The sequence below is a fragment of the Mycobacterium botniense genome (genome assembly GCF_010723305.1).
GTDB classification, from domain to species: Bacteria; Actinomycetota; Actinomycetes; order Mycobacteriales; family Mycobacteriaceae; genus Mycobacterium; species Mycobacterium botniense.
Window position 1 is genome coordinate 112,976 of the sequence record NZ_BLKW01000002.1, and the last position, 25,994, is coordinate 138,969.

Annotated in this window: 20 protein-coding genes and 1 tRNA gene; 8 read left to right on the forward strand and 13 right to left on the reverse strand. The window is 66.0% G+C overall.

Features of this window, described 5'->3' with window-relative positions; all coding sequences use genetic code 11:
• Positions 1-12: 12 nt before the first annotated feature.
• From G6N08_RS00815 to G6N08_RS00825, 3 genes are all read right to left on the reverse strand, one after another.
• Complete coding sequence (locus tag G6N08_RS00815; RefSeq protein ID WP_163753363.1) at positions 13-495, reverse strand: hypothetical protein; 483 nt, start codon at positions 493-495, stop codon at positions 13-15.
• Positions 492-1,448: a DUF4129 domain-containing protein gene (locus tag G6N08_RS00820; protein WP_174813236.1), complete on the reverse strand. Its 957-nt coding sequence runs from the start codon at positions 1,446-1,448 to the stop codon at positions 492-494. Before G6N08_RS00820 ends, G6N08_RS00815 begins: the two co-directional genes overlap by 4 nt.
• 115 nt (positions 1,449-1,563) lie before the next feature.
• Positions 1,564-2,160 (reverse strand): TetR/AcrR family transcriptional regulator, encoded by a 597-nt coding sequence (locus G6N08_RS00825; protein WP_163753365.1) that lies wholly within the window; start codon positions 2,158-2,160, stop codon positions 1,564-1,566.
• A 79-nt stretch (positions 2,161-2,239) separates the two neighbouring features.
• Here G6N08_RS00825 and G6N08_RS00830 point away from each other — a divergent pair, with 79 nt between their 5' ends.
• Positions 2,240-3,649: an ABC1 kinase family protein gene (locus tag G6N08_RS00830; protein ID WP_163753367.1), complete on the forward strand. Its 1,410-nt coding sequence runs from the start codon at positions 2,240-2,242 to the stop codon at positions 3,647-3,649.
• Positions 3,636-4,820 (forward strand): cytochrome P450, encoded by a 1,185-nt coding sequence (locus tag G6N08_RS00835; RefSeq protein ID WP_163753369.1) that lies wholly within the window; start codon positions 3,636-3,638, stop codon positions 4,818-4,820. Before G6N08_RS00830 ends, G6N08_RS00835 begins: the two co-directional genes overlap by 14 nt.
• Positions 4,821-5,224: 404 nt before the next feature.
• On the opposite strand, the gene G6N08_RS00840 is transcribed toward G6N08_RS00835, so the two are convergent.
• Positions 5,225-5,731 (reverse strand): GNAT family N-acetyltransferase, encoded by a 507-nt coding sequence (locus G6N08_RS00840; RefSeq protein ID WP_163753371.1) that lies wholly within the window; start codon positions 5,729-5,731, stop codon positions 5,225-5,227.
• A 222-nt stretch (positions 5,732-5,953) separates the two neighbouring features.
• Positions 5,954-6,412: an SRPBCC family protein gene (locus G6N08_RS00845; RefSeq protein ID WP_163753373.1), complete on the reverse strand. Its 459-nt coding sequence runs from the start codon at positions 6,410-6,412 to the stop codon at positions 5,954-5,956.
• 174 nt (positions 6,413-6,586) lie between these two features.
• Here G6N08_RS00845 and G6N08_RS00850 point away from each other — a divergent pair, with 174 nt between their 5' ends.
• On the forward strand, positions 6,587-7,972 hold the full coding sequence (locus tag G6N08_RS00850) for an HNH endonuclease signature motif containing protein (RefSeq protein ID WP_163753375.1): 1,386 nt from the start codon (positions 6,587-6,589) through the stop codon (positions 7,970-7,972).
• Positions 7,973-8,020: 48 nt separating this feature from the next.
• On the opposite strand, the gene G6N08_RS00855 is transcribed toward G6N08_RS00850, so the two are convergent.
• Positions 8,021-8,635 carry a TetR/AcrR family transcriptional regulator gene (locus G6N08_RS00855; protein ID WP_163753376.1) on the reverse strand — a complete coding sequence of 205 codons (615 nt, stop codon included), beginning with the start codon at positions 8,633-8,635 and terminating at the stop codon, positions 8,021-8,023.
• A 45-nt stretch (positions 8,636-8,680) separates the two neighbouring features.
• Between G6N08_RS00855 and G6N08_RS00860 the strand changes: the two genes are divergently transcribed.
• The 3 genes from G6N08_RS00860 to G6N08_RS00870 all read left to right on the forward strand — a co-directional run bounded on the left by G6N08_RS00860 (position 8,681) and on the right by G6N08_RS00870 (position 12,438).
• Positions 8,681-9,820 (forward strand): phosphotransferase family protein, encoded by a 1,140-nt coding sequence (locus tag G6N08_RS00860; RefSeq protein WP_163753377.1) that lies wholly within the window; start codon positions 8,681-8,683, stop codon positions 9,818-9,820.
• Positions 9,820-10,935 (forward strand): Rv3169 family protein, encoded by a 1,116-nt coding sequence (locus G6N08_RS00865; RefSeq protein WP_163753379.1) that lies wholly within the window; start codon positions 9,820-9,822, stop codon positions 10,933-10,935. The genes G6N08_RS00860 and G6N08_RS00865 overlap by 1 nt, the downstream gene beginning before the upstream one ends.
• Before the next feature lie 234 nt (positions 10,936-11,169).
• A complete protein-coding gene (locus G6N08_RS00870) occupies positions 11,170-12,438 on the forward strand; it encodes a flavin monoamine oxidase family protein (RefSeq protein WP_246216665.1) in 1,269 nt (422 codons plus the stop codon).
• On the opposite strand, the gene G6N08_RS00875 is transcribed toward G6N08_RS00870, so the two are convergent.
• Both G6N08_RS00875 and G6N08_RS00880 read right to left on the reverse strand, forming a co-directional pair.
• On the reverse strand, positions 12,433-13,383 hold the full coding sequence (locus G6N08_RS00875) for an alpha/beta fold hydrolase (protein WP_163753381.1): 951 nt from the start codon (positions 13,381-13,383) through the stop codon (positions 12,433-12,435). The genes G6N08_RS00870 and G6N08_RS00875 overlap by 6 nt on opposite strands.
• 160 nt (positions 13,384-13,543) lie before the next feature.
• On the reverse strand, positions 13,544-15,019 hold the full coding sequence (locus G6N08_RS00880; RefSeq protein WP_163756494.1) for a flavin-containing monooxygenase: 1,476 nt from the start codon (positions 15,017-15,019) through the stop codon (positions 13,544-13,546).
• Between the two features lie 196 nt (positions 15,020-15,215).
• Here G6N08_RS00880 and aceA point away from each other — a divergent pair, with 196 nt between their 5' ends.
• Positions 15,216-17,525, forward strand: coding sequence for an isocitrate lyase ICL2 (gene aceA / locus G6N08_RS21145; RefSeq protein ID WP_163753383.1), 2,310 nt, complete (start codon positions 15,216-15,218; stop codon positions 17,523-17,525).
• A gap of 51 nt (positions 17,526-17,576) precedes the next feature.
• On the opposite strand, the gene G6N08_RS00890 is transcribed toward aceA, so the two are convergent.
• The 5 genes from G6N08_RS00890 to G6N08_RS00910 all read right to left on the reverse strand — a co-directional run bounded on the left by G6N08_RS00890 (position 17,577) and on the right by G6N08_RS00910 (position 24,469).
• On the reverse strand, positions 17,577-19,034 hold the full coding sequence (locus tag G6N08_RS00890; protein ID WP_163753385.1) for a glycosyltransferase family 39 protein: 1,458 nt from the start codon (positions 19,032-19,034) through the stop codon (positions 17,577-17,579).
• Between the two features lie 107 nt (positions 19,035-19,141).
• Complete coding sequence (locus tag G6N08_RS00895; protein WP_218033359.1) at positions 19,142-19,969, reverse strand: glycoside hydrolase family 16 protein; 828 nt, start codon at positions 19,967-19,969, stop codon at positions 19,142-19,144.
• A 132-nt stretch (positions 19,970-20,101) separates the two neighbouring features.
• Positions 20,102-20,178 (reverse strand) — tRNA-Met (locus tag G6N08_RS00900).
• A 106-nt stretch (positions 20,179-20,284) separates the two neighbouring features.
• A complete protein-coding gene (locus G6N08_RS00905) occupies positions 20,285-23,269 on the reverse strand; it encodes a UPF0182 family protein (RefSeq protein ID WP_163753387.1) in 2,985 nt (994 codons plus the stop codon).
• Positions 23,270-23,446: 177 nt separating this feature from the next.
• Positions 23,447-24,469, reverse strand: a complete 1,023-nt coding sequence (locus G6N08_RS00910) for a YlbL family protein (protein WP_163753388.1) — start codon at positions 24,467-24,469, stop codon at positions 23,447-23,449.
• 125 nt (positions 24,470-24,594) lie between these two features.
• Between G6N08_RS00910 and G6N08_RS00915 the strand changes: the two genes are divergently transcribed.
• Positions 24,595-25,968, forward strand: a complete 1,374-nt coding sequence (locus G6N08_RS00915) for a zinc-dependent metalloprotease (protein ID WP_163753390.1) — start codon at positions 24,595-24,597, stop codon at positions 25,966-25,968.
• Positions 25,969-25,994 lie beyond the last annotated feature (26 nt).

The window sequence follows — 25,994 nt, forward strand, 5'->3', positions numbered from 1 at the left end:
CTGCTCCCAGCGTTATATCTGCTCCAAGCGTTGCAGAATTTGCTGCAGGGCCCCCCGGCCCGGACCGGGTTCGCGCCGGCCGGTGTCCGCGATGTTGTCCGGATTCACCCACCCCCACAACTCCGCGCCGAACAGCATCCGCCCGGTGGCCTGATAGCCCGCTGGGTCTTTGCTCTTGCGCTGACCGGTCGCGACCTCAAAGCGCCGCGCGAGGATCGGGCGCAGGTGCCGGTCCCAGTCCGCTCGGGTGGATTCGGATCGCCGGATCAATGTCTCGGTTGCCGACACCCAGCGGCGCAGCGACTCGCCCAGCTGATTGGAGTCCGGCTCGGCGATGGACTCACCGGAGTGTCCGAGGAAGCGACGGACACCGAGCAGCGCGACAGCCAACGCGGCACCTGACACCGTCAGCACGAGCCTGCGCTCATGCAGCAATAAAGCGAGCAGCTCGGCTCCGATGATCAGGAAAAGACTCGCTGCCGTCAGTTTTTTCATGTCACGCCCCGCAGTTCGGCGAGCACCAGCCGCAGCACCCGGACGGCGAGTTCCCGGTGGCTTTCGCTCATCACATGCGCACTGAACCGCGCCTCCTCGAACAGGCTCACCAGCTGAGCTGCGTTACCCGCATGCAGCGCATGGTGTTCGACGGCTCGGGCCAGCACCTCGGTCGGGGTGTCGAAGTCCTGTGGAACAGTTTCCGGAACTTTCGCGAGTTCGCGTTCCATCGCCGCATAGCACGCGATGATCGCCTCCCGCGGTTCGCGGCCGAGGTTCCCGATCTCGGCCAATCCGAGTTCGGCCGCTCGCAGCAGCGTTTCCGAACGCGCGGCCGGGGGCACAACCAGTTCGCCGTGACCATCACCAGCACCGGTGTCGCCGCGCTGCTGCTGTCGCCGCTGGTAAGCGGCGGTAACGGTTGCCCCGACCAGCAGTAGGAGAAAGATTACTGTGCTCGCGCCGAGATACCCGATCACATCACCGTCGGTGCGGTGCTGATTGTGTGTCGGCGACGGAGACGGGGTGCCCGAGGTATTGACCGGTGCCGGGGCAGTCGCGCCCGGCGCCTGGGCCGACTGGGCAATGCCGTGCAGCGCGACCGAGCGGGTCAACAGCAGCACAATCACCAACCAGCCCACCAGTATCCCGAGCCCGATCAGCAGTATCCGCCAACTCGGTCGCCCGCCGGGACTCCCCAACATCACCGACAACCCTGCGGTGCCGGGGGGCACGGACCGCGGATCCCGCAATCGGGCGACGATCGAAATCGCCACGATCGCCAACGCCCCGGCGAGCAGCGCGATAACGAACGCCAGCGCCGCAGAATGCGCGGTTTGTCTGGGCGGGATGCGCGTGCTCACCGGGAGATATCCGTGCAAGGCGGCAGCACCAAGGATCAAAAGCACGATCACGGCGACTACGCGCCCTGTCGGCTTGTCAATACCGGGCATCGGCACACCACTCGACCGGTTGCCTGCCGCCGGTGCGGCATTGGCTGGTGTCATCTTTGCACGCCGGTCGGCTGCCCCGCCAGCAGAGGGCGCTCACGGGTCCGCACCCGCTTCTCTAGTGCCGTGTTTCGATCCGGCTGGCCAGCAGTGACGTCCATTCGGCGATGTAGTGTTCGTCCGGCGTGTCTGCGTCCGACACCGCAAACAGCGTTTCGCTGAGTCGTTTGCCCAGCAGTGCATCGACCCCGACGGACGCGAGCATGGCGGCCTCGCCCTTGCTGATGCTTGCCGTCCAGCTTGTTATCCATTCGGCCAGTTCGGCTTTCAGCCCATCGACAAGCGCCGCGTAAGCGGCGTTGAGTCGCGCTGACTGATCCGACGGGATGCGGGAGGCGATCTTCAGCAGCTGCGATTCCTCGTCGAACACGGCCAGGATATAACGGCCCAGCATGGTGAGTTCGCTGCGCAGGTCGCCCAGCCCGGCGAATAGTGCGCGGATGTCACGCATGGCGCGGCGGCGATCCAGCTGCCGATCGATACCTGCGTCCAGCAGCGCCTCCTTCGAGGTGAAGTGGTGATAAAGCGCCCCGGAGCCCGGCGCCAATCCCGCCGCGGCCTCGATCTGCGCGACGCTCGTCGCGGTGTATCCCTGCTCACCGAACAGGCGCATGGCCTCGGTGACCAGGCGTTCTCGTGTGGAGGTTGCCGGCATTGACGACTCCCAAGTATGCACTTAGTATTACCAAGTGAACACTTTACTCTCGTGGTCGGTGCACCGGTAGGAGGCCGCCATGGGAGACCCGGTACCGCGCGGGCGGATCCGTCGCACCATGCCGTTGGCCGGGTTCACCGCTCGGGCTGCCGGTGGCCGGCTGGTGGCTGCGCTGCGGGAGAAGACCGGCGACACCGGTGCCGTCGAGCGTTTTCGCGAGCACGCCGCCGAGCGGTACGCCGAGTTGCTCGGTCACTCCAAGGGTGTGCTGATGAAAGCCGGTCAGGTCCTGTCTATGATCGACGCCGGTTCGATTGGGAACGGCGGTTTTTCGCCGTATCAGGCAGCTCTGGCCCGACTGCAGTCCACTGCGCCCCCCATGGATCCGGTGTTGGCTAAAGACGTCTTGCAGGCCGATCTCGGCCGGCCCGCGGACGAGGTGTTCGCGGAGTTCAGCGACGAACCGATGGCGGCATCCATAGGGCAGGTACATCGCGCGACGTTGCACGACGGCCGCCAGGTCGCGGTTAAGATCCAGTATCCGGGTGTCGCAGAAGCGATTCGCGACGATCTGGCCAACACCGAACTGCTGACGACCTTGGTGCGGTTGGCTGCATCTGCGTCGGGTACCGCGCTGCAGCCGGATCTACGGCAGATGACCCGGGAGATCGCCGCGCGTATTTCTGAGGAAATCGACTACCGCCATGAGGCGGCCAACATCACCGCATTCAGCGAGCTCTACCGCGGTCACCCTTTCATCCGAATACCGGAGGTCATCTATGAGGCATCCGGTAACCGGGTGTTGACCATGACCTATCTCGACGGGATCGACTGGGCCGCAGCGCAACAGAGCGACCAGGATCTGAAGAACACCTGGGCGGAAGTGATTGGGCGGTTTGCCGGGGGTTCTTACCGCCACGCCAACCTGTTCAACGCCGATCCCCACCCGGGAAACTATCGGTTCGGCTTGGACGGGACCGTGGGATTCGTCGACTTCGGCTGTGTCAAGATCCTGCCCGAGCGCACCCGCCGCAGATTCGTCGAGATGGTTCGCGCAGCCATCGAAGGACGCAAACGTGATCTGCACGATCTGATGACCGAGTTGGGTTACTTCGCAGGAGGTTCCACACTGTCCGTGGACGAGACGTACCGGTGGATGGCGGAGCTGCTCTATGAGGCGCTCGCACCCCAGCCGGTCACCTTTACCCGGGACACCTCACAACGTGCCGTCCGCGCCCTGATCGATATCCGTCCGCCCGATCACCCGCTTCGGCGCCTGTCGGCGCCCGACGACTTGGTGTTCTTTCCCCGGCTCAATCTCATCCTGAACCCGATATGCGCCATGCTGGGGGCCACCGTGCACATCCGCTCGGCCATAGCCGACATGGACGGGGTCGCCGAGCCGATCACAGCATTGGGCAAGCAACATCACGCCTGGGTCCGCGCCCGGGGCCTACCGTACGGATTGGAGCCCCATGAGCATCCCTAGCACCACAGCACCACGCCTGCCGTGGGACGCGGTGAATCCCTATCCGTTCTACGAGCGGCGCCGCCGCGACGGCGACGTGGTGTGGGATGAAACCGCCCGATCCTGGCTCGTTCTCGGCTATGACGCCGCACAACAAGTGCTCGGCGGATCAGGGTGGACCAGCGATCCGCGGGCCAACTCCAACGCCCGGGCGGCGATGGATGCGCTCGGCGCCGATCTTCTCGACGGGTCCATGCTGTTCACCGACGGAGCGAACCACACCCGGTTGCGCGGATCTATGCGTGACGTGTTCACTCGCTCTTTCATCGATGGTCTGACCACCGGTGTCGAAGCCATCGCCGCCTCTGTCATCGACCACCCGCCGACAGCCACGACGTTCGATTTCATGGCTGATATCGCCCAGCCGCTGCCGATCGCGGTTGTCGGAGAATGGCTGGGCCTGGACGCCGAGACCTCGAAACTCCTTCGCGAGCAGTCGCCGACGATCATCCGGATGCTGGGTGCACTTGCCGATCCCGACGAGATCAAAGCAGGCGCCGCAGCTTCGGCCACGCTCGTGACGGAGTTTCTGCCCCTGGCCGCCGATCGGCGCTCCCACCCCGGTGATGACCTGCTCAGCTTCATCGCCTCAGACACGGACCTGGTTCTCGATGAGGTCGTCATCACGGCCATCCTGATTGCCGTCGCCGGCCATGAAACTACGGCGAATCTGCTTGGCGCTGCGATGGTTCGGTTATTCTCGGTCGGACCAGGGGGTACCTGCCCCGTGGACGCTGTCGACCCGGCCGACCCGTCGCTGATCAGCGAACTGCTGCGGCTCGACGGTCCGGTGCAGGCCACGGCGCGCACCGCGACAGCGGACCACGTTATTGGCGATGCGGAAATAGCCTGCGGTGAACAAGCTCTCGTTGTCATCGCCGCCGCCAACCGGGATCCGGCCGTCTTCGACGAGCCTGAGCAGTTCCGGCCGGGCCGGGTGGGACCGGCACCACTGGCGTTCGGCTACGGTGCGCATTACTGTCTCGGTGCGGCGTTGGCGCGACTGGAAACCACGGTGGCACTGCGGCAGATCCTCGCTCGCGACCCCGCCCTGGCCGGGCCGGCGACCTGGCGCGACACCCCGGCGATCCGCGGGCCGCTGCACTTGCCGATGGTCTTTCATTCCCCGTAGCCGGGCATCCGGATCCGGCACGGCGTCACACCGCGTGTGTTTGCGGCCGGCGGGGCGGGCGCATGTTGCTGCGCAGCTTGTGGATAGTGCTGACCGCGGTCCGCGCGGCGCCACCATGGGCGGGACACCGGTGCGACAAGTGATTACCGCGGCACGCTGATAGCGGGTCGTGTTGTCGCGGCTGTTTCGGGTCAACCGGTCAAACGCCGGTGTCGGTCTTGAAAGGCAGACAGGCGTGCCGATCCCCCAGCGGTGACGTCATGGATATTTCCTCTAGCGCAGTTGGCGGCGTAGTTCGTCGAGATCACCGATGACCCAGACGTCGGTGATGACGCTGTCGACGCGCTGGCTGACGACAACCCCGCACGTTATCCGCAAACGCATCTAGCGCGGCATCCGCAGCGTCAGAACGGGAAGCCCTCAACGACCACCCGCCCAGCCGGCAGCTGCGCGTCGTCGTGGAGCGGCAGCCAGCAGGTGCGCAGCGGCATCGTCACGGGTCCATCAGGTTGATCGACAATGACCTCGTCAGCGACGGGGTGCCACCCGAGCGTTTCATAGAACCGCACAAGTCCTTGTCTGCAGAACAGTAATCCGAAGGGTCTGCCCATCTGTCGCATCCGTTCTTGTGCGGCCTGAACGACGACCCTGCCGACTCCTCGCCCCCGCCATGTCCGGTTGACGAGCACTGCGCCGAGGCCGACCGCCTGCAGCGGCCGTTCATCAATCCGGAGCTCGACAGGCAGCCAACCTGCGTGCGCGATGAGCCGGCCGTCTGCAACCACCCCGACGTGGCCCGTCTGATCCCGCCAGACCAGGCCCAGCGAATCAGCCCCCCAAGCGTCGTGTTCCCCGCCCAGAATCTGGTCGCGTTGCGCCGGCCCGTAGTTCGGCAGGTCGATGACGTCCATCGCCGCAACGTTAGTACGCTGCACTGCTTTCGCGAACCGCACGAATCGGCCACTATGCCGGATCAGACCGGGCGGGTTGCGCGCCCCGGACGTTCGGACCGGAAGCTGGAAAGCGGGCACTGCGCCGATCCGGTCACCCACCGGGTGCGGTGACGATCACCGCGCGGACAGCGATGTGGGCCCGTGATTCGGAGAGTCGGGCACAGCCCGTGTGGACCGCAGTCAGTCGCGCTCGGCGATCGCGGCGAGCCGGTCCAGAGATGCCCGCAGCTTGTCGGCGGTCGTGCTGCGGGCACGCGGAAGACGTGCCGGGTCAGTCAATTGTGACCAGTCGTAGGTGTGCGTCACTCGGGTACGGGTGTCGTCCAGGGGTTCGAGCTCCCAGCGCCACAGGTGCCCGGGTGGTCGCCGACCAGGTTCTGCGGGCAGCCAGGCGATGCGACGGGCTTCCTCGAACTCCACAATGTGGTTTTCTCGGATGCTGCCCACCGTGATCCGCATCGTGAACACATCGCCGACATGCCGGACCCGCTGTCCCGGTTGAGCTTCCGTCAAGTTGTCGTTGCCGTCCCATCGCGGCTGTTGCGACGGATCGGCGATCAGCTCGAAAATTCGTTCCGGCGCCGCCGCGATCTCGCGGCTCGCGCTCACCACTCGGGGAACGTCGGTGTGGTCGGCCATGACCTGATCAAAGCACTGCGCTGCACTGCGCGCACACGCGGCAGTCCAGGCCGGTGATCCGTTCTCTCACCGCCCGGCCAATTCGGTTATCCACAGTCGGGTTTTCATCCACAGCTGTGGCTTACCGCCGTTGGTCACGCCGGATTTGTCAGCGGGTGTTCATAGCGTCAAGACATGGGTTCACGGGTGAGCGCCGAGGCGGCACGGCAGCGGATCAGTGCTGCCCTTGATGCCATCGACGCTGCCCATGACGTGCTGCGTGACACCTCGTCGGACATCGTCGGCAACGATTTTCGCATTGATGTCGCCGAGCGGCTGGAAACTCAAGAGCGCACCAACCGCGGACTGATGTATCGGTTCTTCGGGGAGATCGCCGACCCACCCGATGAAACCGGGATGGTGCCGGCGGTGCGCGACAAGCTGTGGGCGCGGCTGCGCCTCACCCCCAACGAAATCACCCGCCGTTTCCGGCTCGCCGCGCGGATCCGGCCCCGGCGCTCGCTGATCGGTCCGCCCGTACCCCCGGAGCTGCCGAAGTTGGCGGCCGCGGTGCAGGCCGGCACCGTCGGCGAGGATCACATCCGCGCGGTGTGCCGCGCCGTCGACGTGCTGCCGTCCTGCCTGTCGGCCGCCGACGTGGCCGACGCCGAGCGCACACTGGTCCAGCATGCGACAAAACTCGATGCCGGTGTGGTCACCAAGCTGGGTCAGCGTATCGCGGACTACCTCAACCCGGACGGTCACTTCGATGACACCGACCGGGCCCGCCGGCGCGGACTGCGCCTGGGCCCACAAGGACCCGATGGCATGTCGCACCTGAGCGGGCTGCTCGACCCGGAGACCCGCGCTTATTTCGAAGCCATCGCCGCCGCGGTACGGCCCGGGCGACACCAACCCCACGACAGTGATCCCCCAGCACGCGATGACCGCACGCCTGCCCAACGCTGCCACGACGCGCTCAAACTCGCCCTGGAAACGGCGATCGCCTCGGGCAAGCTCGGTGCACATCGCGGCCATCCCGCCACGGTGATCGTGACCACCACACTGGCCGAACTCAACCAGGCCGCGCTGGCGGCAGCCGACGAATCGCTCCCGATTCCGGCGCCCGCGCGCACCGGCGGCGGCTCCAGGCTGCCGATGCGCGACCTGATCCGGATGGCCGCCAAAGCGATTCACTACCTCGCAGTCTTCGATGACCACACCGAACGCCCGCTGTATCTGGGCCGGCAAAAACGGGTCGCCACCACCGACCAACGGCTGATCTGCTATGCGCGGGACCGCGGCTGCACCCACCCCAACTGTCTGGAACCGGGTTACCACTGCGAAGTGCACCACTCACCGGACTGGGCCAGCGGCGGCCGCACCGACGCCGACAAACTCTACTTCGGCTGCGGCCCGCACCACGGCAGGGCAAGCCGCGGCGAGCTGCACACCCAGGTCATGGACAACGGGCGACTCGGCTGGAGCGACGGCACCGGCCCACCGGAAGTCAACCATGCCCACCACCCCGAGGAACTCCTCCACACCGACCCCGACCCGCCCGACGACCCACCACAGTGAACGACGGGCCGACATACCTCGTGGGACACTGTCTCGCGTGCGGTCGTGTCATCGGCCCGACGCGACGGTGACACCGTGCACCACGATGGCGGCGGTCTGCTGCACCCACTCCTCGCCGAGCGGCTCGTCCGGACGCAACAGCAACGCCAGCATCGTCGCTCCCCCAATCAACTCGATCAGCCGGTCCGGGTCCACATCCGGATGCGCCTCGCCGCGGTCGACGGCCTCCGTCAGCCGCCCGCGCACCGCGGCGAACAGATCGGCGAACCGTGACATCACCCGGGCGTTGAGTTCCGCGTCAGCGGTCATGTCGGCCACCAGCCCGGGCAACGCGGCCCGCACCACCGGGCTGGTGAACACGTCGCGGGTGGCCGCGATCATGGCACGGATATCCGCGGCGATGTCGCCGGCCGGGGCCGCCAGCGCGGTGGGCGCTGCCGGAAACGCTGCCTCGTGCACCAGCTCGGCCTTGCTTGACCAGCGGCGGTACAGCGCCGACTTGGTGGTTCCGGCGCGTTCGGCGACCGCGGCCAGGGTGAGGTTGGAATAACCGATTTGCACAAGCAGTTCCGCGGTCGCCGACAGTATGGCAGCGTCGATCCGCGGATCGCGGGGCCGTCCCACGGCCGGGCCCTTGTCAACCGAAGACGAGTCTGCTTTCATAACGCTACCCACAGTATCGTAATTGCCTCGGCGAAGGAGGCGCTTGTGACCCCGGAACCGGCCATCGAAGACGTCGACCGACTGCAGCGCTCCAGCCGCGATATCACCACTCTGCCGGCGGTGATGTCGCGATGGCTGTCCACCGTACTGCCCGGCGGCACGAGACCCCAGGTGACCGTGCACAGCGGTGTCGACTCCACCGGGATGTCGTCGGAAACCATCATCTTGACCGCCCGCTGGGACCAGGATGGAACACCGATCGCCCAAAAGCTGGTGGCGAGGGTGGCACCCACCACCGAAGACGTGCCGGTGTTCCCCTCGTATCGGCTGGATCACCAATTCGAGGTGATGCGGCTGGTCGGCGAGCTCACTGATATTCCCGTGCCCCGGGTGCGCTGGATCGAGACCACCGGCGAGGTGCTCGGAACACCGTTTTTTGTGATGGACTACGTCGAGGGCGTGGTACCCCCCGATGTCATGCCGTACACGTTCGGCAATAACTGGTTCGCCGACGCGCCCCCCGACCGGCAACGCGAGCTGCAGGACGCTACCGTCGAGGTGCTAGCCAAACTGCATTCGATTCCCAACGCACAGAAGATCTTCGGGTTCTTGCCCACTGCCGGTGACGCGCCGTTGCTCCGGCATTTCGAGTGGGTGCGCTCCTGGTACGAATTCGCGGTGCCCGACATCGGGCGTTCGCCGCTGCTGGAACGCAGCTTCGACTGGCTGCAGGCCCACTGGCCGCAGGACGTACAAGGCTGTGATCCGGTGCTGCTGTGGGGCGACGCCCGGGTGGGCAATGTGCTCTACCGCGACTTTCGCCCGGTCGCGGTGCTGGACTGGGAGATGGTGACGCTGGGGCCACGCGAACTCGACGTAGCGTGGATGATCTTTGCGCACATGGTCTTCCAAGAACTCGCCGGTCTGGCGTCGCTGCCGGGCCTGGCTGAGGTGCTGCGCGAAGACGACGTGCGCGCAACCTATCAGCGGCTCACCGGCGTGCAACTCGGTGATCTGCGCTGGTTTTACGTGTATTCGGCGGTGATGTGGGCGTGCGTGTTCATGCGCACCAGCGCACGCCGGATTCATTTCGGCGAGCTGGAGAAACCGACCGGCCCGGAATGCCCCGAATCGCTCTTTTACCACGCGACGTTGCTGAAACGCCTTATTGGAGAGGATCATTGATGATCGGACCGCTCGATGAGTTCCCGGTGCACCAGCTTCCGCAGCCGATCGCCTGGCCGGGTTCCTCCGACCGCAATTTCTACGACCGCTCGTATCTGAACGCCCACAACCGCACCGGCGAGATCTTCCTCATCACCGGCATCGGTTACTACCCCAACCTCGGCGTCAAGGACGCATTCGTGTTGATCCGCCGTGGTGACACGCAGACCGCAGTGCATCTGTCCGACGCCATCGACCACGATCGGCTGCACCAGCACGTGGGCGGCTACCGCATCGACGTGATCGAGCCACTGCACACGCTGCGGGTAACCCTGGAGGACACCGAGGGTATCGCGGTCGACCTGACCTGGCAGGGGCTGTTCGACGTCATCCAGGAGCAGCCGCACGTCCTGCGCTCCGGAAACCGGATCACGCTCGACGCCCAGCGGTTCGCCCAGCTGGGCACCTGGAGCGGCCGGATCGCGATCGACGGCCAGGAGATCCCGGTCGATCCGGCGACATGGATCGGCAGCCGCGACCGGTCCTGGGGCATCCGGCCGATCGGCGAGCCCGAGCCGGCGGGCCGTCCCGCCGATCCGCCGTTCGAGGGCATGTGGTGGCTGTACATGCCGATGGCGTTCGACGAGTTCGCTGTCGTGCTGATTATTCAAGAGGCGCCCAACGGGTTCCGCTCGCTCAACGACTGCACCCGGGTCTGGCGCGACGGCCGTGTCGAGCAGCTGGGCTGGCCGCGGGTGACGACGCGCTACCGCTCCGGCACCCGCATCCCGACCGGGGCCACCATCGAAGCGACCGGCGCCGACGGCACGCCGGTGCGCTTCGACGTGGAGTCGAAGTTGGCGGTTCCGATCCACGTCGGCGGCGGCTACGGCGGTGACTCGGATTGGCTGCACGGGATGTGGAAGGGTGAAAAGTTCACCGAGCGGCTGACATACGACATGACCGACCCGGCGATCATCGCCCGCTCGGGTTTCGGGGTGATCGACCATGTGGGGCGTGCGCTGTGCCGCGACGGCGACGCGGATCCGGTGGAGGGCTGGGGCCTTTACGAACACGGCGTGCTGGGCCGCCACGACCCGTCCGGATTCGCCGATTGGGTTTCGGTGGCACCGTAGCCGCGCCGGATGCTGTCCCTCGTGATATCGCATCGGCGATCGCTTCGCGGACACGCACCCCAGCGCTAGCCGGTGCCGCTGTGACCGCTGTGGCTCGTGGCCGAGGGGCGCACCCGCGCTGTACCGCCGCGAACCGATCGCACCTGCGGTTGACTAAGGGGCGTGCCGACATGGAGTGCCGAGGTCGTGGTGGTGGGTGCCGGTTTCGCGGGGTTAGTCGCAGCTCGCGAGCTCATGCGCCGCGGACGCGACGTGCTGGTCCTGGAAGGCCGTGACCGGGTCGGTGGGCGCTCCCTGACCGGCAACGTCGCGGGCTTACCCGTCGACCTCGGCGGCACTTTCGTCGGCCCGACCCAGGACGCGGTCCTGGCGCTGGCGGCCGAGCTCGGCGTCCACACCGTCCCGACCTATCACGCCGGCGCCAACCTGATTAGGTGGCGCGGCTGGGTACGGCCCTATCACGGCACGATTCCCAGGCTCTCGCTGACCGGGCTACTCGACATCGGCCGGGTGCGTTGGCAATTCGAACGGATCGCACGCCGCGTCCCGCTCACACAGCCGTGGACGGCACACCGCGCTCACCAGCTGGACACCGTGTCGCTGGGCCAATGGTTGCGGTCGGTGCATGCCACCGCGACATCGCGCGATCTGATGGCCATCATGGCGCGGGTCACCTGGGGCGCCGAACCCGACGAGGTGTCGATGCTGCATGCGGCCCGTTATGTGCACGCAGCCGGCGGCCTGGACCGGTTGCTGGACGTCGAAAACGGCGCTCAGCAAGACCGTTTCCTGGCCGGCACCCAGCAAATCGCGCACCTGATGGCCGAGGAATTGGGTTCCCGCGTCGTGGTGGCCACACCGGTCACCGGTATCGAGTGGCATGACGGGACGGCAACGGTCATCGCGGCGCACGGCCGGGCCGAGGCGCGATTCGTCATTGTCGCGATACCCCCGGCCCATCGCGCATCCATCCAGTTCGCTCCCCCGCTGCCCGTTGAGCACCAGGAGCTGGCCGAACACTGGCCGCAAGGCCGGCTCAGCAAGGCGTTCGCTGCGTACTCCACCCCGTTTTGGCGGGCTCAAGGGTTTTCTGGTGAAGCGCTATCCGATGAGGGCCCGGTTTTCATCACCTTCGACGTCAGCCCGCGCGACGAGGGGCCGGGCATCCTGTTGGGGTTTGTCGACGCCCGCAACTTCGACCACCTGCCCGCTGAACAGCGCCGGCGGGAGGTGGTGTCGTGCTTCGGGTCGCTGTTCGGTGAGGAGGCGGCGAAACCGCTCGACTACGTCGACCACTGCTGGGGCGCAGAAGAATTCGCCGCAGGCGGTCCCACCGCGGCCGTCCCCCCGGGGTCGTGGACCCGCTACGGCCCATGGTTAAGACAACCGGTCGGGCCGATTCACTGGGCCGGCACCGAGACCGCCGACCAGTGGACCGGCTTTCTCGACGGTGCTGTGCGCTCCGGACTGCGGGCAGCCGCCGAGGTTGAGGCGCTGTTATGAGCTGATCCGCCGCGCCGCGGTCACCGATTCCGCGAGCGCTCGCAGCTGGCGGTTGATATCGGCGGGGTGTTCCAGCATCGAGCAGTGGCCGCCGGGCAGCTCCACCAGCTCGACGAGGTTGGGCAGGGCAGCAGCGATTCTGCGGGACTGGCTGATGGGTGTCAGCCGGTCGCGCGTGCTGCCGATGACCAGGGTCGGCACCGTCATACCCGTGACGCTGAGATGTCGCTCACCCAGCGCGTCGGCAAGCATCTTGCCGCAGCTGCCGCGCACTGTCGGCGGCGTGGCGGCGAAAAGCTCATAGATCAGCCCGGCCACGCCCGGGTCGGCTTCGGCGCCCACTGCCAGCGTCGCCACCAACTCCCGAATCGGGCGGTGCATCGGGCTGGGCACCGGAAAAGAGCCGAACACCGAGATCAATCCGCGGGCTACCAGCACGCGTACCCCAGCCAGGGGACGCGGGAGCGGCACCAGCTTGAGCGCGCGCAGCAGGTCACCGGTGGTGGTGTTGATCAGGGCGACCGCGTCGGCGCGTCGGTGAACCTTGTGGCGGTACCGATCCGACCAGGCGGCGATGGCGATGCCGCCCATCGAGTGCCCGGCGATCACGGCGCGCTCTCGCGGGCCCAGGGTCGCCTCCAGCACCGCGTCGAGATCAGATGCCAAGTGGTTCAGGCTGTAACCCCGCCGGTGCGGCACGCCGCTTCGCCCGTGGCCGCGGTGGTCGAAGGCAATGACCCGGTAGTCGGTGGCCAGTTCGGCGATCTGGTACGCCCACACGCGGATAGCACACGTGATGCCGTGGGACAGCACAATCGGGTAACCGTCGTCCGGTCCGAACACCTCGGTGTGCAAATGGGTCCCGTCGGCGGCCCGTACCGCCACGGTGCGGCTGCACGGCAAGGCAGCGGGTATCCCGGTCCGACTCGATCGCTGAGAAACCATCGGTTCCCCTCCGCCGCGGCGACAGTGCTGCACGGCGAGTTTAGCGAGTGACCGGGCCCCGAGTCGGCAAGTTCGCCGCTGCCTCCGGGTGAACGAGCCGGCCCCGATTCGTGGCCGAAGAGGCATGTGATACCTCTGTGGCTGATGATCCGCCTGCGGGCTAAGCGGACTGCCGCTGCTCAGCGGTCGCCCGGCCGAATACCATGTGGTCATCGATCGGCCGCAACCGGTGGTCGAGCGCGTCGCGCAAAAAGTGGTGGCTGATGACCCAGGGTCGGCGGGTGCCCGACTTGGGCAGCACATCTAAAGAGCGCAGCACATAACCCGCCTGCAAGTTGAACGCGGGCTGCTCAGGCATGTCGGTGTCGCCAAGATGCGGATAGGCATGCGTATAGCCGTGGGTACGCATGTATTCCAGCAACTTCGCCACCGATCGCGCGGTCATGTCGGCGCCGAGCGTCCACGACGCATTGGTGTACCCGACACACCAGGCCGCGTTAGGGACGTCCTCGAGCATATGCCGCCGGTACACGAAGCGGTCGTGTGGGTTGATCTTCTCACCGTCGAGGCTGATGGTGATGCCCCCCAGGGCCTGCAGTTGCAGCCCAGTCGCGGTGACGATGACGTCAGCGTCGAGGCGGCGCCCGGATTTCAGCACAATGCCGTGGGCGTCCATGTGGTCGATGTGGTCGGTGACGACGTCGACGGCACCCCTTCTGATCGCCTTGTACAGATCGGCTCCCACCACGAAGCACAACCGTTGGTCCCACGGGTCATACGGCGGCGTGAAGTGGGTGTCGATGTCGTAGCCCGCGGGCAGATGCCGTTCGGCGATGCGCCGCAGCCGCCGCTTCATATACTGCGGCGCCCGGCGTGATACCTCCCATAACAGCACGCCGATCAGCGCGTTGCGCCAGCGGATGATCCAGTGAGCCACCTTCAGCGGCAATAGCTTTCGCAGCAGATTGGCCGTCGGCTCGATCTGCGGCGCCGAAATCATGTATGACGGCGTGCGCTGCAGCATGGTCACGTGCGCAGCTTGCCGCGCGAGCGACGGAATCAGGCTGACCGCGGTCGCGCCGCTGCCGATCACCACGACCCGTTTGCCGGTGCAGTCCAGCGACTCGGGCCAATGCTGCGGGTGGACCACTTCTCCGGCGAAGTCTTGGATACCGGCAAATGCCGGGGTGTAGGGATTGTCGTAGTCGTAGTAGCCGGTGCCGAAGAACACGAACCGGCACCGGTACGTCTCGTCGGCGCCATCACGCTCGGCGCGGATCGTCCAGGTGTCGGTGCTCGAGTCCCAATCCGCCGAGCGCACATGGGTGCTGAAACGAATGTGCTTGTCGATGCGGTGCTTGCGCGCCGTATCGGCCAGGTACTGCCGAATGTGGGCGCCGTCGACGATCATTTCCGGGCGGGTCCACGGCTCCCACGGGAAACACAGCGTGAAGATATCGCTGTCGGACCGGACACCTGGATAACGGAACAGGTCCCAGGTGCCGCCGAGCCGTGGGCGTCGCTCCAAGATCGTGTAGCGCACGTGCGGGTTGCGCTCCCTGATCCGGTACGCCGCGCCGATACCCGATATCCCGGCGCCGATGATCACTACGTCAAAGAACTGGTCGTCGACCACCGCTGCGCTCCCCTCACCCACACCCGGACCATCGCCGGGCACATCCCAGCGTAAAACGTCCGGTGTGACCGGTCGCGCCCGTGAGCGGCCGATTCCGTACTCCACCGGTTCCCACTTCAAAAACCCCATCCGCCACAGGAGCCAAGAGCCAGCCAATAGACTCGGAATCGGGGGGGCTGAAGAGGAGCGTAACCACATGGCCACCATCGAAGCGGACGCAGCGGCCCGCACACCGTTTACCCAGGACCTGGAGAATGAGATAGCCGCCACGCAGCGATACTTCGACAGTCCGCGCTTCGACGGGATCATTCGGCTCTACTCGGCCCGCCAGGTGGTCGAGCAACGCGGCACAATCCCGGTGGACTATACCGTGGCACGTGAGGCCGCCACGGCCTTCTACGCCCGGCTGCGTGAGCTGTTTTCCCAGCGCAAATGCATCACGACCTTCGGCCCGTATTCGCCGGGGCAGGCCGTGACCATGAAGCGGATGGGTATCGAGGCGATCTACCTCGGCGGCTGGGCGACATCTGCCAAAGGGTCGGCTAGCGAGGACCCGGGCCCCGATTTGGCCAGCTACCCGCTGAGCCAGGTGCCGGACGAGGCTGCCGGGCTGGTGCGTGCCCTGCTGACCGCCGACCGCAATCAGCAATACCAGCGCCTTCGGATGAGTGAAGCGGAGCGCGCCGCGACCCCGGCCACCGATTTCCGCCCGTTCATCATCGCCGACGCCGACACCGGTCACGGCGGTGACCCGCACGTCCGGAACCTGATCCGGCGCTTTGTCGAGGCCGGCGTGCCGGGATATCACATCGAGGACCAGCGGCCCGGCACCAAAAAGTGCGGCCACCAGGGCGGCAAGGTTTTAGTGCCGTGCGACGAGCAGATCAAGCGGCTCAACGCGGCACGTTTCCAGCTCGATGTGATGGGAGTGCCCGGCATCATCGTTGCGCGCACGGATGCCGAGGCCGGCAACCTCATCGACAGCCGTGCCGACGAACGTGACCAGCCGTTTTTGCTTGGCGCTACCAACCTGAGAATCCCGTCGTACAAAGCCTGCTGGTTGGCGCTGATGCGGCGCTTTTACCAACTGGGAGTCAAGGAGCTCAACGGTCACCTGCTCTACTCGCTTCCGGACGGCGAGTACGCCGCGGCCGACGCCTGGCTGGAGCGGCAAGGCTTGGTGGACCTGGTCGCGCAGGCGGCTGCGGGGTGGCAGCAGAACGGGCGGCAATCCGTCGATGCGCTCTTCGACAACATCGAGGCCCGGTTCGTCGAGGCCTGGCAAGACGATGCCGGGCTGGAGACCTACGGCGAAGCCGTGGCGGATCTGCTGGAATTCCGGGAGAGCGAGGGCGAGCCGGCCGAGATGAGCACGGCTGAGTGGCGGCAGTTCGCGGCGCACGCTTCGCTGTTCGAGGCCCGCGAAAAAGCCAAGGAGCTGGGCGCCGACGTCGGTTGGGACTGCGAGCGTGCGAAAACTCCAGAAGGCTATTACCAGGTCCGCGGCGGGATACCCTATGCGATCGCCAAGTCGCTGGCCGCGGCGCCGTTCGCCGACCTGTTGTGGATGGAGACCAAGACCGCCGATCTCGCCGATGCCCGGCAGTTCGCCGAGGCGATCCATGCCCAGTTTCCCGACAAGATGCTGGCCTACAACCTCTCGCCGTCGTTCAACTGGGACACCACCGGCATGACCGACGAGGAGATGCGGGCATTCCCCGAGGAGCTCGCCAAGTTGGGGTTCGTGTTCAACTTCATCACCTACGGCGGCCACCAGATCGACGGCCTGGCCGCTGAGGAGTTCGCGACCGCCCTGCGGCAAGACGGCATGCTGGCGCTGGCGCGCTTGCAGCGCCAGCTGCGGCTGGTCGAGTCGCCCTACCGCACCCCGCAGACCCTGGTCGGGGGACCACGCGCCGACGCTGCGCTGCTGGCGTCCTCGGGACGCACGGCGACCACCAAGGCGATGGGCAAGGGCTCCACCCAGCATCAGCATCTCGTGCAGACCGAGGTGCCGAAAAAGCTGCTGGAGGACTGGCTGGCGATGTGGAGCGAGCACTACCGGCTCGGGGAGAAACTCCGGGTGCAGCTGCGCCCGCACCGCGCGGGTTCGGAACTGCTCGAGCTCATCATCTATCGCGAAGGCACCGACGCCGAGCAAAAGCTCGCCAACGTGATTTTCGCCCCGTTCCAAGACCGGCGCGGCAGCACTATCCTCACCGTGCGCGACCAGAACACGTTCGCCGAGCAGCTGCGTCAGAAACGGCTGATGACGTTGATCCATCTATGGCTGGTGCACCGGTTCAAGGCCGACGCCGTGCACTACGTCACCCCCACCGAGGACAACCTGTATCAAACGGAGAAGATGAAGTCGCACGGCATCTTCCGCGACGTGCATCAAGAGGTGGGGGAGATCATCGTCGCCGACGTCAACCACCCCCGCATCACCGAGCTGCTGGCGCCCGATCGGGTGGCACTGGGACGGTTGATTCGCAAGGAGGGCTGACAGCCCATCCGGCGGCAACCACAGCGGCGCGGCCGGAGCCGGGCGGCGCGCTCACCGCGGCACCATGCGCAGCACCACCGTTCGGCGCAGCACCCAGTGCTGGTCCACCGCGAAGCCCTGGCGTTCCGCCGCGCTCGTCACCGGCGACGGCACCCGGCGGTCGACGATGACCCACAGCGTCGCGCATGCCGCTAACCGGGGGCGCACGGTGTCGCTGTCAAGCGGCAGATCCTGTGACCACAGCTGGGCCGCTTCCGCACCCGAAACACCGGCCGCCACGTCGTCGAGCGGCACAAACGCGCCGGGTCGCGCCGCGGCGATGGCCCGCAGCGGTTCACGCGGGGCGGCGCCGAACACCACGCAGTCGTGCGGGCGGGCGCCGTGCTCGATCAGGTCGGCGACCGCGGAATAGTCTGCCGCACCTGGCTTTCCGTAACGGCCACGCTGTGTGATGAACGCCGTGCTCGAACTGGCCGCCAGGACCGCGAGCAACAGCACCACAAGCCGTATCCAGTGCCGCGCGATCGCCACAACACACACCCCGAGCACCAATCCCAGGCCCGGGGTGGTGAAAGTCAGGTATCGAGGTTGATAGACATCGCGGAACCACGCGGAGTAGCCGACGAGCAGCACAGTCGGCACCACGACCCACGGCACCGCCACAGCCAGGGCGGCGTGCGCACCGTGGGCGCGCCGGATTAGCACAGCGGCTGACCCGCAAGCCAGCAGCGCGACGCAAACGCCCAGAAAAAACCGCGAGCGGGTAAACCATTGCTCGAACAGCACCCCGGTCGCGAAACCGCCTTGGGCCGGATTGATCCAGTCGAGTTGTTGGCGTTGATTCAGCGTCAGCGATATCAGGGGGGACGCTAGAGCGAGGCCCCCCGCGGTGGCGGCCGCCCACGGCAGCAGGGTGCGCCGCGGCCGGCGCAGCGCCAGCGTCAGCGCGTGGGCGAACACCATGAGCCCCAGATACACAAAAGAGACGATGGCCAGCGCGAGCACGAGCCCGTAGAGGACCCACAGCGCGGCGCCACGAGCCGACGCCGCGACCACCAGGGCTACCGTGAGCCACACCGCGATCGCCGCGGTCAACGCATACGACCTGGCCTCGACCCCGGCCCACAGCGTGCGCGGCACGGCCGTGGCTGCCACCGCCGCCGCCCACCCGGTGGGGCGGCCGGCCAGCAACGTGCCCAGCACCAGCAGGCCGGCGGCGGCCGCGCCGACCGCGACAGCACTGGGCAGCCGCGCGGTGAACTCGTTGACCGGCACCCACGAGAACCACACGTGCATGGCCAGGTAGTACAGCCCATGAACCGCGTCGAAGTTCAGTAACAGACGCAGGATGTCGACCTCGGACCGGTTGGCAGCGGCTATGGTGGCGGCTTCATCGAACCAGAACGAGGGCCGCCACGACAGCAAAGCTGTCACCAGGGTCGCCGCCGCACCCGCCAGCCAGGGATCGGCGCGCTCCGACACCCGCAGCCTCGCGAGCGGAGTCGTCATCTCGCTGTGCACCGTCCCGCCGGGGGCACGGTCACCTCGCCCTGAGACGGTCGGTGCTGGTCAACGTCTCGCGTTCGGACGCTGAGCATCACCGCACGCCACGTCGGCTACCAGACCCGGATGTAGTCGATGAGCATATCGGCCGGAAAGGTGCCAAGTGCGGGATCGCCAGCGCCCGGCCCACCGACCGCAAGGCTGAAGATGGCAGCCATCAGGTAGCCGGGCTGATTAAAGGGCCAGACTCCTTTGATGGGTTTCGCCGCAACGGTGAAGTAGGGCGCCGCGCCGTCGACATAATCTCTCCAGAACTTGAAACCGTCGTCGTCCCAGCGCATTCGCCACGTGTGCCACCCGCTGTCGACTAACTCGGGGATTGATTTGCCTTCCCAGGTTTTGCCGTCGGACCGTGCATGGACGGTGGTTCCCGCCGGCCAATCACCGTTGCCGTACCACTCGACCACGTCAACTTCGCCGTCGGGAAGCGGTTCCTCGTTCACCGTCCAGAATGCGGGCCAGCAACCGGGAGTGAGGCAGTTGAATTTTATTCGGGCTTCCCAGGTATGGCCGATTCCGCCCTTCCAGTTGCTGTGGATTTTGCCGGTGTACCACTGGTCACCTTCTTGGGTGGCGCGCAGCACCAGATTGGAGTTGCCATCGAGGAAGACATTCTGGGCGCGGTAATGCCCCAAAACCGGGGGGTAGACGTCTTCATCCCAGTTCCACACCGTCCATTTCGCTAAATCGGGGCCCTGACCGGCGGGCCCATCGAACTCGTCCTGGAAGATGTACCCTCCGCTGGCGGCGCCGGGCGGCGCGGCGGGCGATGGCGCCGCCGGGGGGCTTGGCCGGGACGGGTGGGCGTGCGCGTCCGGCATCGGTATGGTGGCCGCGAGCAGGCCGAACCCGGTCATCATCATGATGCTGCGACGATCGATCTGAGCCACAGATCCGATAAAAGCAGGAACGACAGTCGCGGCGCAATTTGTGCATTTCTGGGGGCGCGTCGTCGGTGCGGCGACCGGCAGCAGCAAAAAGCCCCCCGGCGACTGGCTCCGGGGGGCTGTTTTTGGTAGCGGGGACAGGATTCGAACCTGCGACCTCTGGGTTATGAGCCCAGCGAGCTACCGAGCTGCTCCACCCCGCGACGGTAACTACCAGGTTACCGAATGGCTGACAGCGCCGCCAAATCACCGGATGAGCGGTGCGCTGCCGGGCGGCCAGTTGGTGCTGCCCCGCCGCCGAGTCGGCTGTTACTTGGCGGTGTTGAACTTGTTGATGGCGTCTTCGAGACGCTGCAGCGCAGCCCCGTAGCCGGCAAAGTCCCCCTTCTTCTGCGCATCCCGCGCCGCGCCGATCGCCGCCTGGATTTCCTTCAGCGCCGCGGCCTTGGCCGGTGACAACACGACAGCGCCGTTCGGCGACGGTGGGGTCTGCGCAGCCGGTGGCGGCTTGACCCCGGGCGCCGCCGCCAGCGGCGGGGTGCCCGCCGGCGGGTTCGCCGGCGCCCCGGCATCGGCCGGCTCAATTTCCGTCGCCGCCGCACCGGCGCCGGGCCCGAACAACTCGGTGAGCGCATCGCTGACCGTGGGGCCGTAGCCGACCTTGTCGTTGTACATCATCGCCACCCGGATCAACCGCGGGTAAGAGGACGCAGCGTCGCTGGCCCCCGGAGAGGCGTAGACGGGCTCGACATAGAGCAGCCCGCCCCGCCCGACCGGCAGGGTGAGCAGATTGCCCCACCGGATCCGGTTCTGGTTATCCCGCCCGATCACCCCGAGGTCCTGCGACACCGCGGTATCCGTGGTGATCGCGTTGTTGGCGAGTTTGGGACCGTTGACCTGGCCGGGGATGGTCAGCACCGTGATCTTGCCGTACGTCGCGGGATCGGAGCTGGCGCTGATATAGGCGGCCAGATAGTCGCGCTTAAACCTGTTCATCGCGCTTGTCAGCTGGTATGAAGCCGAATTGTCGTCTTTAGCAAGGTTTTTGGCGACGATGTAATACGGCGGCTGATAGCTGCTGGCAGTCGGATTCGGATCCAGTGGTACATCCCAGAAATCCGATGTGGAAAAGAACGTGACCGGATCGTTGACGTGATATTTCGCCAGCAGCATTCGCTGCACCTTGAACAGATCCTCGGGATAGCGCAGGTGGTCGGCGAGCTCCGGTGTGATATCGCTCTTGGGTTTGACGGTGCCGGGGAACACCTTCATCCACGCTTTGAGCACCGGGTCGCGCTCATCTTGCGCATATAACGTGACGGTCCCGTCGTAGGCGTCCACGGTGGCCTTGACCGAGTTGCGGATATAGGACACCTGCTTGTCGGGGGTCACCCGGTTGAACGCCACCTCATTGGAATCGGCCGTGGCCGACGACAACGAGGTGAGCTCGGAGTACGGATAGTTGTCCAGCGTGGTGTAGCCATCGATGATCCACACCAGCCTCCGGTTGACCACCGCCGGGTACACGCGGCTGTCGGTCGTCAGCCACGGCGCCACCGCTTGCACCCGCTGCGCCGGATCACGGTTGAACAAAATTTTGCTGTTAGATCCGATCACATTGGAGAACAAGAAGTTTCGTTCAGCGAATTTCGCGGCGAACACGCTGCGGGACAACCAGCTGCCGATCGGGACCCCGCCACTGCCCGCGTACGTGTAATTCTTGGTTTCGGTGCTGGTTTCGTAGTCGTATTCCCTGTCGGCCCCGTTCTTGCCGACGATCGCATAGTCTGCGGGAGCACTGGCGATCACCGGCCCGAAGTAGATCCGCGGCTGGTCAAGCCGCGCCGGCCCGTCGGAGATCACTCCGCCGTTGGCGCCGACAACATTGACCAAAAACTCCGGATAACCGCCGTTTTGGTTGGGATCGTTGGCGATCCCGCGCACGGTGTTGGCCGGGGACGCGATGAATCCATTGCCGTGCGTGTACACGGTGTGGCGATTGATCCAATCCCGCTGGTTGTCGATCAACCTGTCTGGGTTCAGTTCGCGGGCCGCGACGACGTAGTCACGCAGGTTGCCGTCCCGGTCCACGTACCGGTCGATCGACAGCTGGTCGGGAAAGTAGTAGAAGTTCTTTCCCTGCTCGAACTGGGTGAACGCCGGGCTGACGATGGTGGGATCAAGCAGCCGGATATTCGACGTCGTGGCGCGGTCGGCCGCAACCTGCTGAGCTGTCGCCGGGGCGTCGCCGCTGTAGTTGCGGTAGGTCACCACATCGTCGGTGAGGCCGTACGCTTGCCGGGTCGCGGTGATACTCCGGCGGATGTATTCGCTTTCCTTCTGAGCAGCGTTGGGTTTGACGCTGATCTGCTCGACCATAAGCGGCCAGGCCGCGCCCACGATCAACGACGAGAGCAGCAGCAGAACCAAACCGATAGCCGGAATCCGCAAGTCACGCAACGTGATCGCAGAGAAGACGGAAATCGCACAGATGAGTGCGATCGCCACCATGATCAGCTTGGCGGGCAGCACAGCATTGATATCGGTATAACCCGCGCCGGTGAACGGTTTACCGCCTCGGGTATGCGAAAGCAGTTCGTAGCGGTCCAGCCAGTACGCTGCCGCTTTGAGCAACACCAGCATTCCGGCCAGGCTCAACAACTGCACACGTGCCGAGCGGGTCATCGCACCGGTACGACCAGATAGTCGAATACCGCCGAACACGTAGTGCGCCAACAGGTTTGCTACGAACGCCAGTAGCAGCGCGACGAACAAGTAGCTGAGCACCAATCGATAGAACGGCAGATCAAATGCATAAAAGCCCAGATCCTTACCGAACTGCGGATCGTTGATCCCGAAGTCGCCGCCGTGCAGGAACAGCTGGATGCGCACCCAGTATGTCTGTGCGATGATGCCGGCCAGCAGCCCGATGACCGCGGGTATGCCGATAGCGATCACCCGCAGCCGCGACATGACCACCGCGCGGTACCGTGCCACCGGGTCGTTGTCGTTGCTGGGCACGAACACCGGCCGGGTGCGGTAGGCCAGCGCCAGCCCGCCGAATACGATGCCGCCGACCACCACTCCCGCCACCACGAACACCCCCAAGCGGGTGAGGAGAACAGTGGTGAATACCGAGCGGTAGCCGAGCTCACCGAACCACAACCAGTCGACGTAGCCGTCGATCAGCCGCGGCCCGGCCAGCAGCAACACGATCACAGCCAGCGCAATCCCGATCAGAACCCGGCTGCGCCGGGTCAACTTCGGCATCTTGGCGGCGGGCCGCATTCCCACTGGCGACGCTCCCTGATCACTACGAGATGATGGCGGTGTATAAGGGCGGTTTCCCTACCCTCTGGACGATCACAACTGTACGCATCCCGGGCCGACTGGCGGCCGCCATTCACATAGCCCCTGCTTGGCCGCCCGTTTTCCGCCGGATTTTCTGAGCCACAGCGCAGCTGCGCACCACTAACAACTGGGCGGATGCCCGCCTGCGGTCATGGTGTGCAATGCATCCACCGCCTGGCTGAGGCTGTCGACTTTGATCAACTGCAGGCCGAGCTTGTTGTCGGAACTTGCCTCATAGCAGTTCTTCGAGGGCACCAAAAACACCGTTGCACCGGCGGCACGGGCGGCCACCATCTTGTGCACCACTCCCCCGATCGGGCCCACCTTGCCGTCGGCGCTGATCGTGCCCGTGCCCGCGACAAACGTCGACCCGACCAGGTTCCCGGTGGTCAGCTTGTCCACCACGGCCAGACTGAACATCAGCCCGGCCGACGGCCCGCCCACGTTGGCCAGGTTGAACTCGATGGTGAACGGTGCCCACGGCGCATCCAGCACCGCGATACCCAAAAACCCGTAGTCGCGATCTGGGTTGTGACCCAGCGTAATCCGCGCAATCCCGGGCGGTGAGTTCTTGCGGCGGTAGTCGATCACCACTTGCTGACCGGGCTTGGTGTGCTTCAGCACCGATGTGAACTGGTCCACGTTGGCCACCGGGGTGCCGTTCACCGCGTCCACGGCATCACCGGTGCGCAACGCGCCCGCCGAGGGCCCGGGTTCGTTGACGGCCGCAACGGTCACCGCCTTCGGGTATTTCAGGTATCCCAGTGCGGCGTACTCGGCGTCGTGTTCGGACCGCTGAAATTCGGCGTTGTTGGCCTTGTCGATCTCCTCGCGTGACTTGCCGGGCGGGTAGACGAGATCGCGCGGCATCAATTGCTCCCGCCCGGATACCCACAGGGCCAGGGCTTCACCCAAGGTCAGGTCGTCACGTTCGGAAACCGTCGTCATGTCCAGATGACCTGTCGTCGGGTGCGTTTGGGTTCCCTCGATCTCGACTACTTGCTTGCCGTCCACTTCACCGAGAGTGTCGAACGTCGGGCCGGGACCGAGCGATACGAACGGCACGGTGACCACCGCGAGCAGTACACCGAACGCCACGATCGGTATTAGCGCGACCATCAGCGTCACAATCCGCCTGTTCACGCCGCTTACACTAGACGGGCCGGCCCGGATGGCCCGGGCTGCCTCATGCCGGCGCGTGGCGCGTAGCGTCGCGGGACGGGGGTTCACTCACAGCGAGACCGCGGATGACGCGGTGCGGCTCGCTGGTGAGTACCGTTGAAGGTATGGCTGACCCGCCTTTCGGCTTCTCCGCCGGAGATGATCCCGAGCGCAACACGCCCGGCAAGAACGATCCCCAGCCGGGTTCATCCGACCCGTTCGGTTTCGGCGGCGCGTTCGACATGGCCGACCTGGGCCAAATCTTCACCCGGCTGGGTCAGATGTTCAGCGGGGCCGGCACAGTGATCGCCGCCGGTAAAGCCAGCGGCCCGGTGAACTACGACGTGGCCCGTCAGCTGGCGGCGAACACGATCGGGTATGTGGCGCCGATCCCCGCGGCGACGAACACGGCCATCGCCGATGCGGTGCACCTGGCCGAGACCTGGCTGGACGGGGTGACGGCGCTGCCCGCGGGCACCACCAAAGCCGTCGCCTGGCGTCCCAATGACTGGGTGGATAACACGCTGGACACCTGGAAACGCCTGTGCGACCCCTTGGCCCACCAGATCGCCACGGTGTGGGCGGCGGCGCTGCCGGAAGAAGCCAAGACCATGGCCGGTCCGCTGCTGTCGATGATGTCGCAGATGGGCGGTGTGGCGTTTGGTTCGCAACTGGGTCAAGCACTGGCCCGCTTGTCCCGGGAAGTGCTGACCTCGACCGACATCGGCCTGCCGCTGGGGCCCAGGGGACTGGCCGCGCTGCTGCCGGAGGCCATCAACTCGTTCGCCGCCGGGCTTCAGCGGCCGCGCGATGAAATCCTGACCTTCCTGGCGGCCCGCGAGGCAGCGCACCACCGGTTATTCAGCCATGTGCCGTGGCTGACCAGTCAGCTGTTGGGCGCGGTCGAGGCCTATGCCCGGGGCATGAAAATCGACGTGGCCGGAATCGAGGAGCTGGCACGCGATTTCAATCCAGCGTCGCTGACCGATCCCGCCGCGGTGGAGCAGCTGTTGAGCGAGGGGGTATTCGAGCCCAAAGCGACACCCGAGCAGCTGCACGCGCTTGAGCGGCTTGAGACATTGCTGGCCCTGATCGAAGGCTGGGTCGAGACCGTGGTGACAGCGGCGTTGGGCGAACGGATTCCCGGCACCGCCGCGCTGGCCGAGACGCTGCGGCGCCGCCGGGCCACCGGCGGTCCCGCCGAGCAGACGTTCGCCACGCTGGTCGGTCTCGAGCTGCGGCCGCGCAAGTTGCGGGAAGCCGCGGTGTTGTGGGAGCGGTTGACGCAGGCCGTGGGCGTGGACGCCCGCGACGCGGTCTGGCAACACCCGGATCTGCTCCCCGAATCCCATGATCTCGACGAGCCGGCCGCTTTCATCGACCGGGTCATCGGCGGCGACACCAGCGGACTCGACGAGGTGATCGCCGAATTGGAGAAGGGCATCGATTCGGACCACGACGACGGCTCTGTGGACAACTGAGCCGGGGGTGGTGCCTCGCATGGCAC

Coding starts and splice junctions, on each gene's coding strand:
- G6N08_RS00855 (WP_163753376.1), bottom strand. CDS start 8,635: ATGAAAGCAGACTCGTCTTCGGTTGACAAGGGCCCGGCCGTGGGACGG.
- G6N08_RS00815 (WP_163753363.1), bottom strand. CDS start 495: ATGAAAAAACTGACGGCAGCGAGTCTTTTCCTGATCATCGGAGCCGAG.
- G6N08_RS00820 (WP_174813236.1), bottom strand. CDS start 1,448: ATGCCCGGTATTGACAAGCCGACAGGGCGCGTAGTCGCCGTGATCGTG.
- G6N08_RS00850 (WP_163753375.1), top strand. CDS start 6,587: ATGGGTTCACGGGTGAGCGCCGAGGCGGCACGGCAGCGGATCAGTGCT.
- G6N08_RS00865 (WP_163753379.1), top strand. CDS start 9,820: ATGATCGGACCGCTCGATGAGTTCCCGGTGCACCAGCTTCCGCAGCCG.
- G6N08_RS00830 (WP_163753367.1), top strand. CDS start 2,240: ATGGGAGACCCGGTACCGCGCGGGCGGATCCGTCGCACCATGCCGTTG.
- aceA (WP_163753383.1), top strand. CDS start 15,216: ATGGCCACCATCGAAGCGGACGCAGCGGCCCGCACACCGTTTACCCAG.
- G6N08_RS00870 (WP_246216665.1), top strand. CDS start 11,170: ATGCGCCGCGGACGCGACGTGCTGGTCCTGGAAGGCCGTGACCGGGTC.
- G6N08_RS00825 (WP_163753365.1), bottom strand. CDS start 2,160: ATGCCGGCAACCTCCACACGAGAACGCCTGGTCACCGAGGCCATGCGC.
- G6N08_RS00890 (WP_163753385.1), bottom strand. CDS start 19,034: ATGACGACTCCGCTCGCGAGGCTGCGGGTGTCGGAGCGCGCCGATCCC.
- G6N08_RS00835 (WP_163753369.1), top strand. CDS start 3,636: ATGAGCATCCCTAGCACCACAGCACCACGCCTGCCGTGGGACGCGGTG.
- G6N08_RS00845 (WP_163753373.1), bottom strand. CDS start 6,412: ATGGCCGACCACACCGACGTTCCCCGAGTGGTGAGCGCGAGCCGCGAG.
- G6N08_RS00875 (WP_163753381.1), bottom strand. CDS start 13,383: ATGGTTTCTCAGCGATCGAGTCGGACCGGGATACCCGCTGCCTTGCCG.
- G6N08_RS00840 (WP_163753371.1), bottom strand. CDS start 5,731: ATGGACGTCATCGACCTGCCGAACTACGGGCCGGCGCAACGCGACCAG.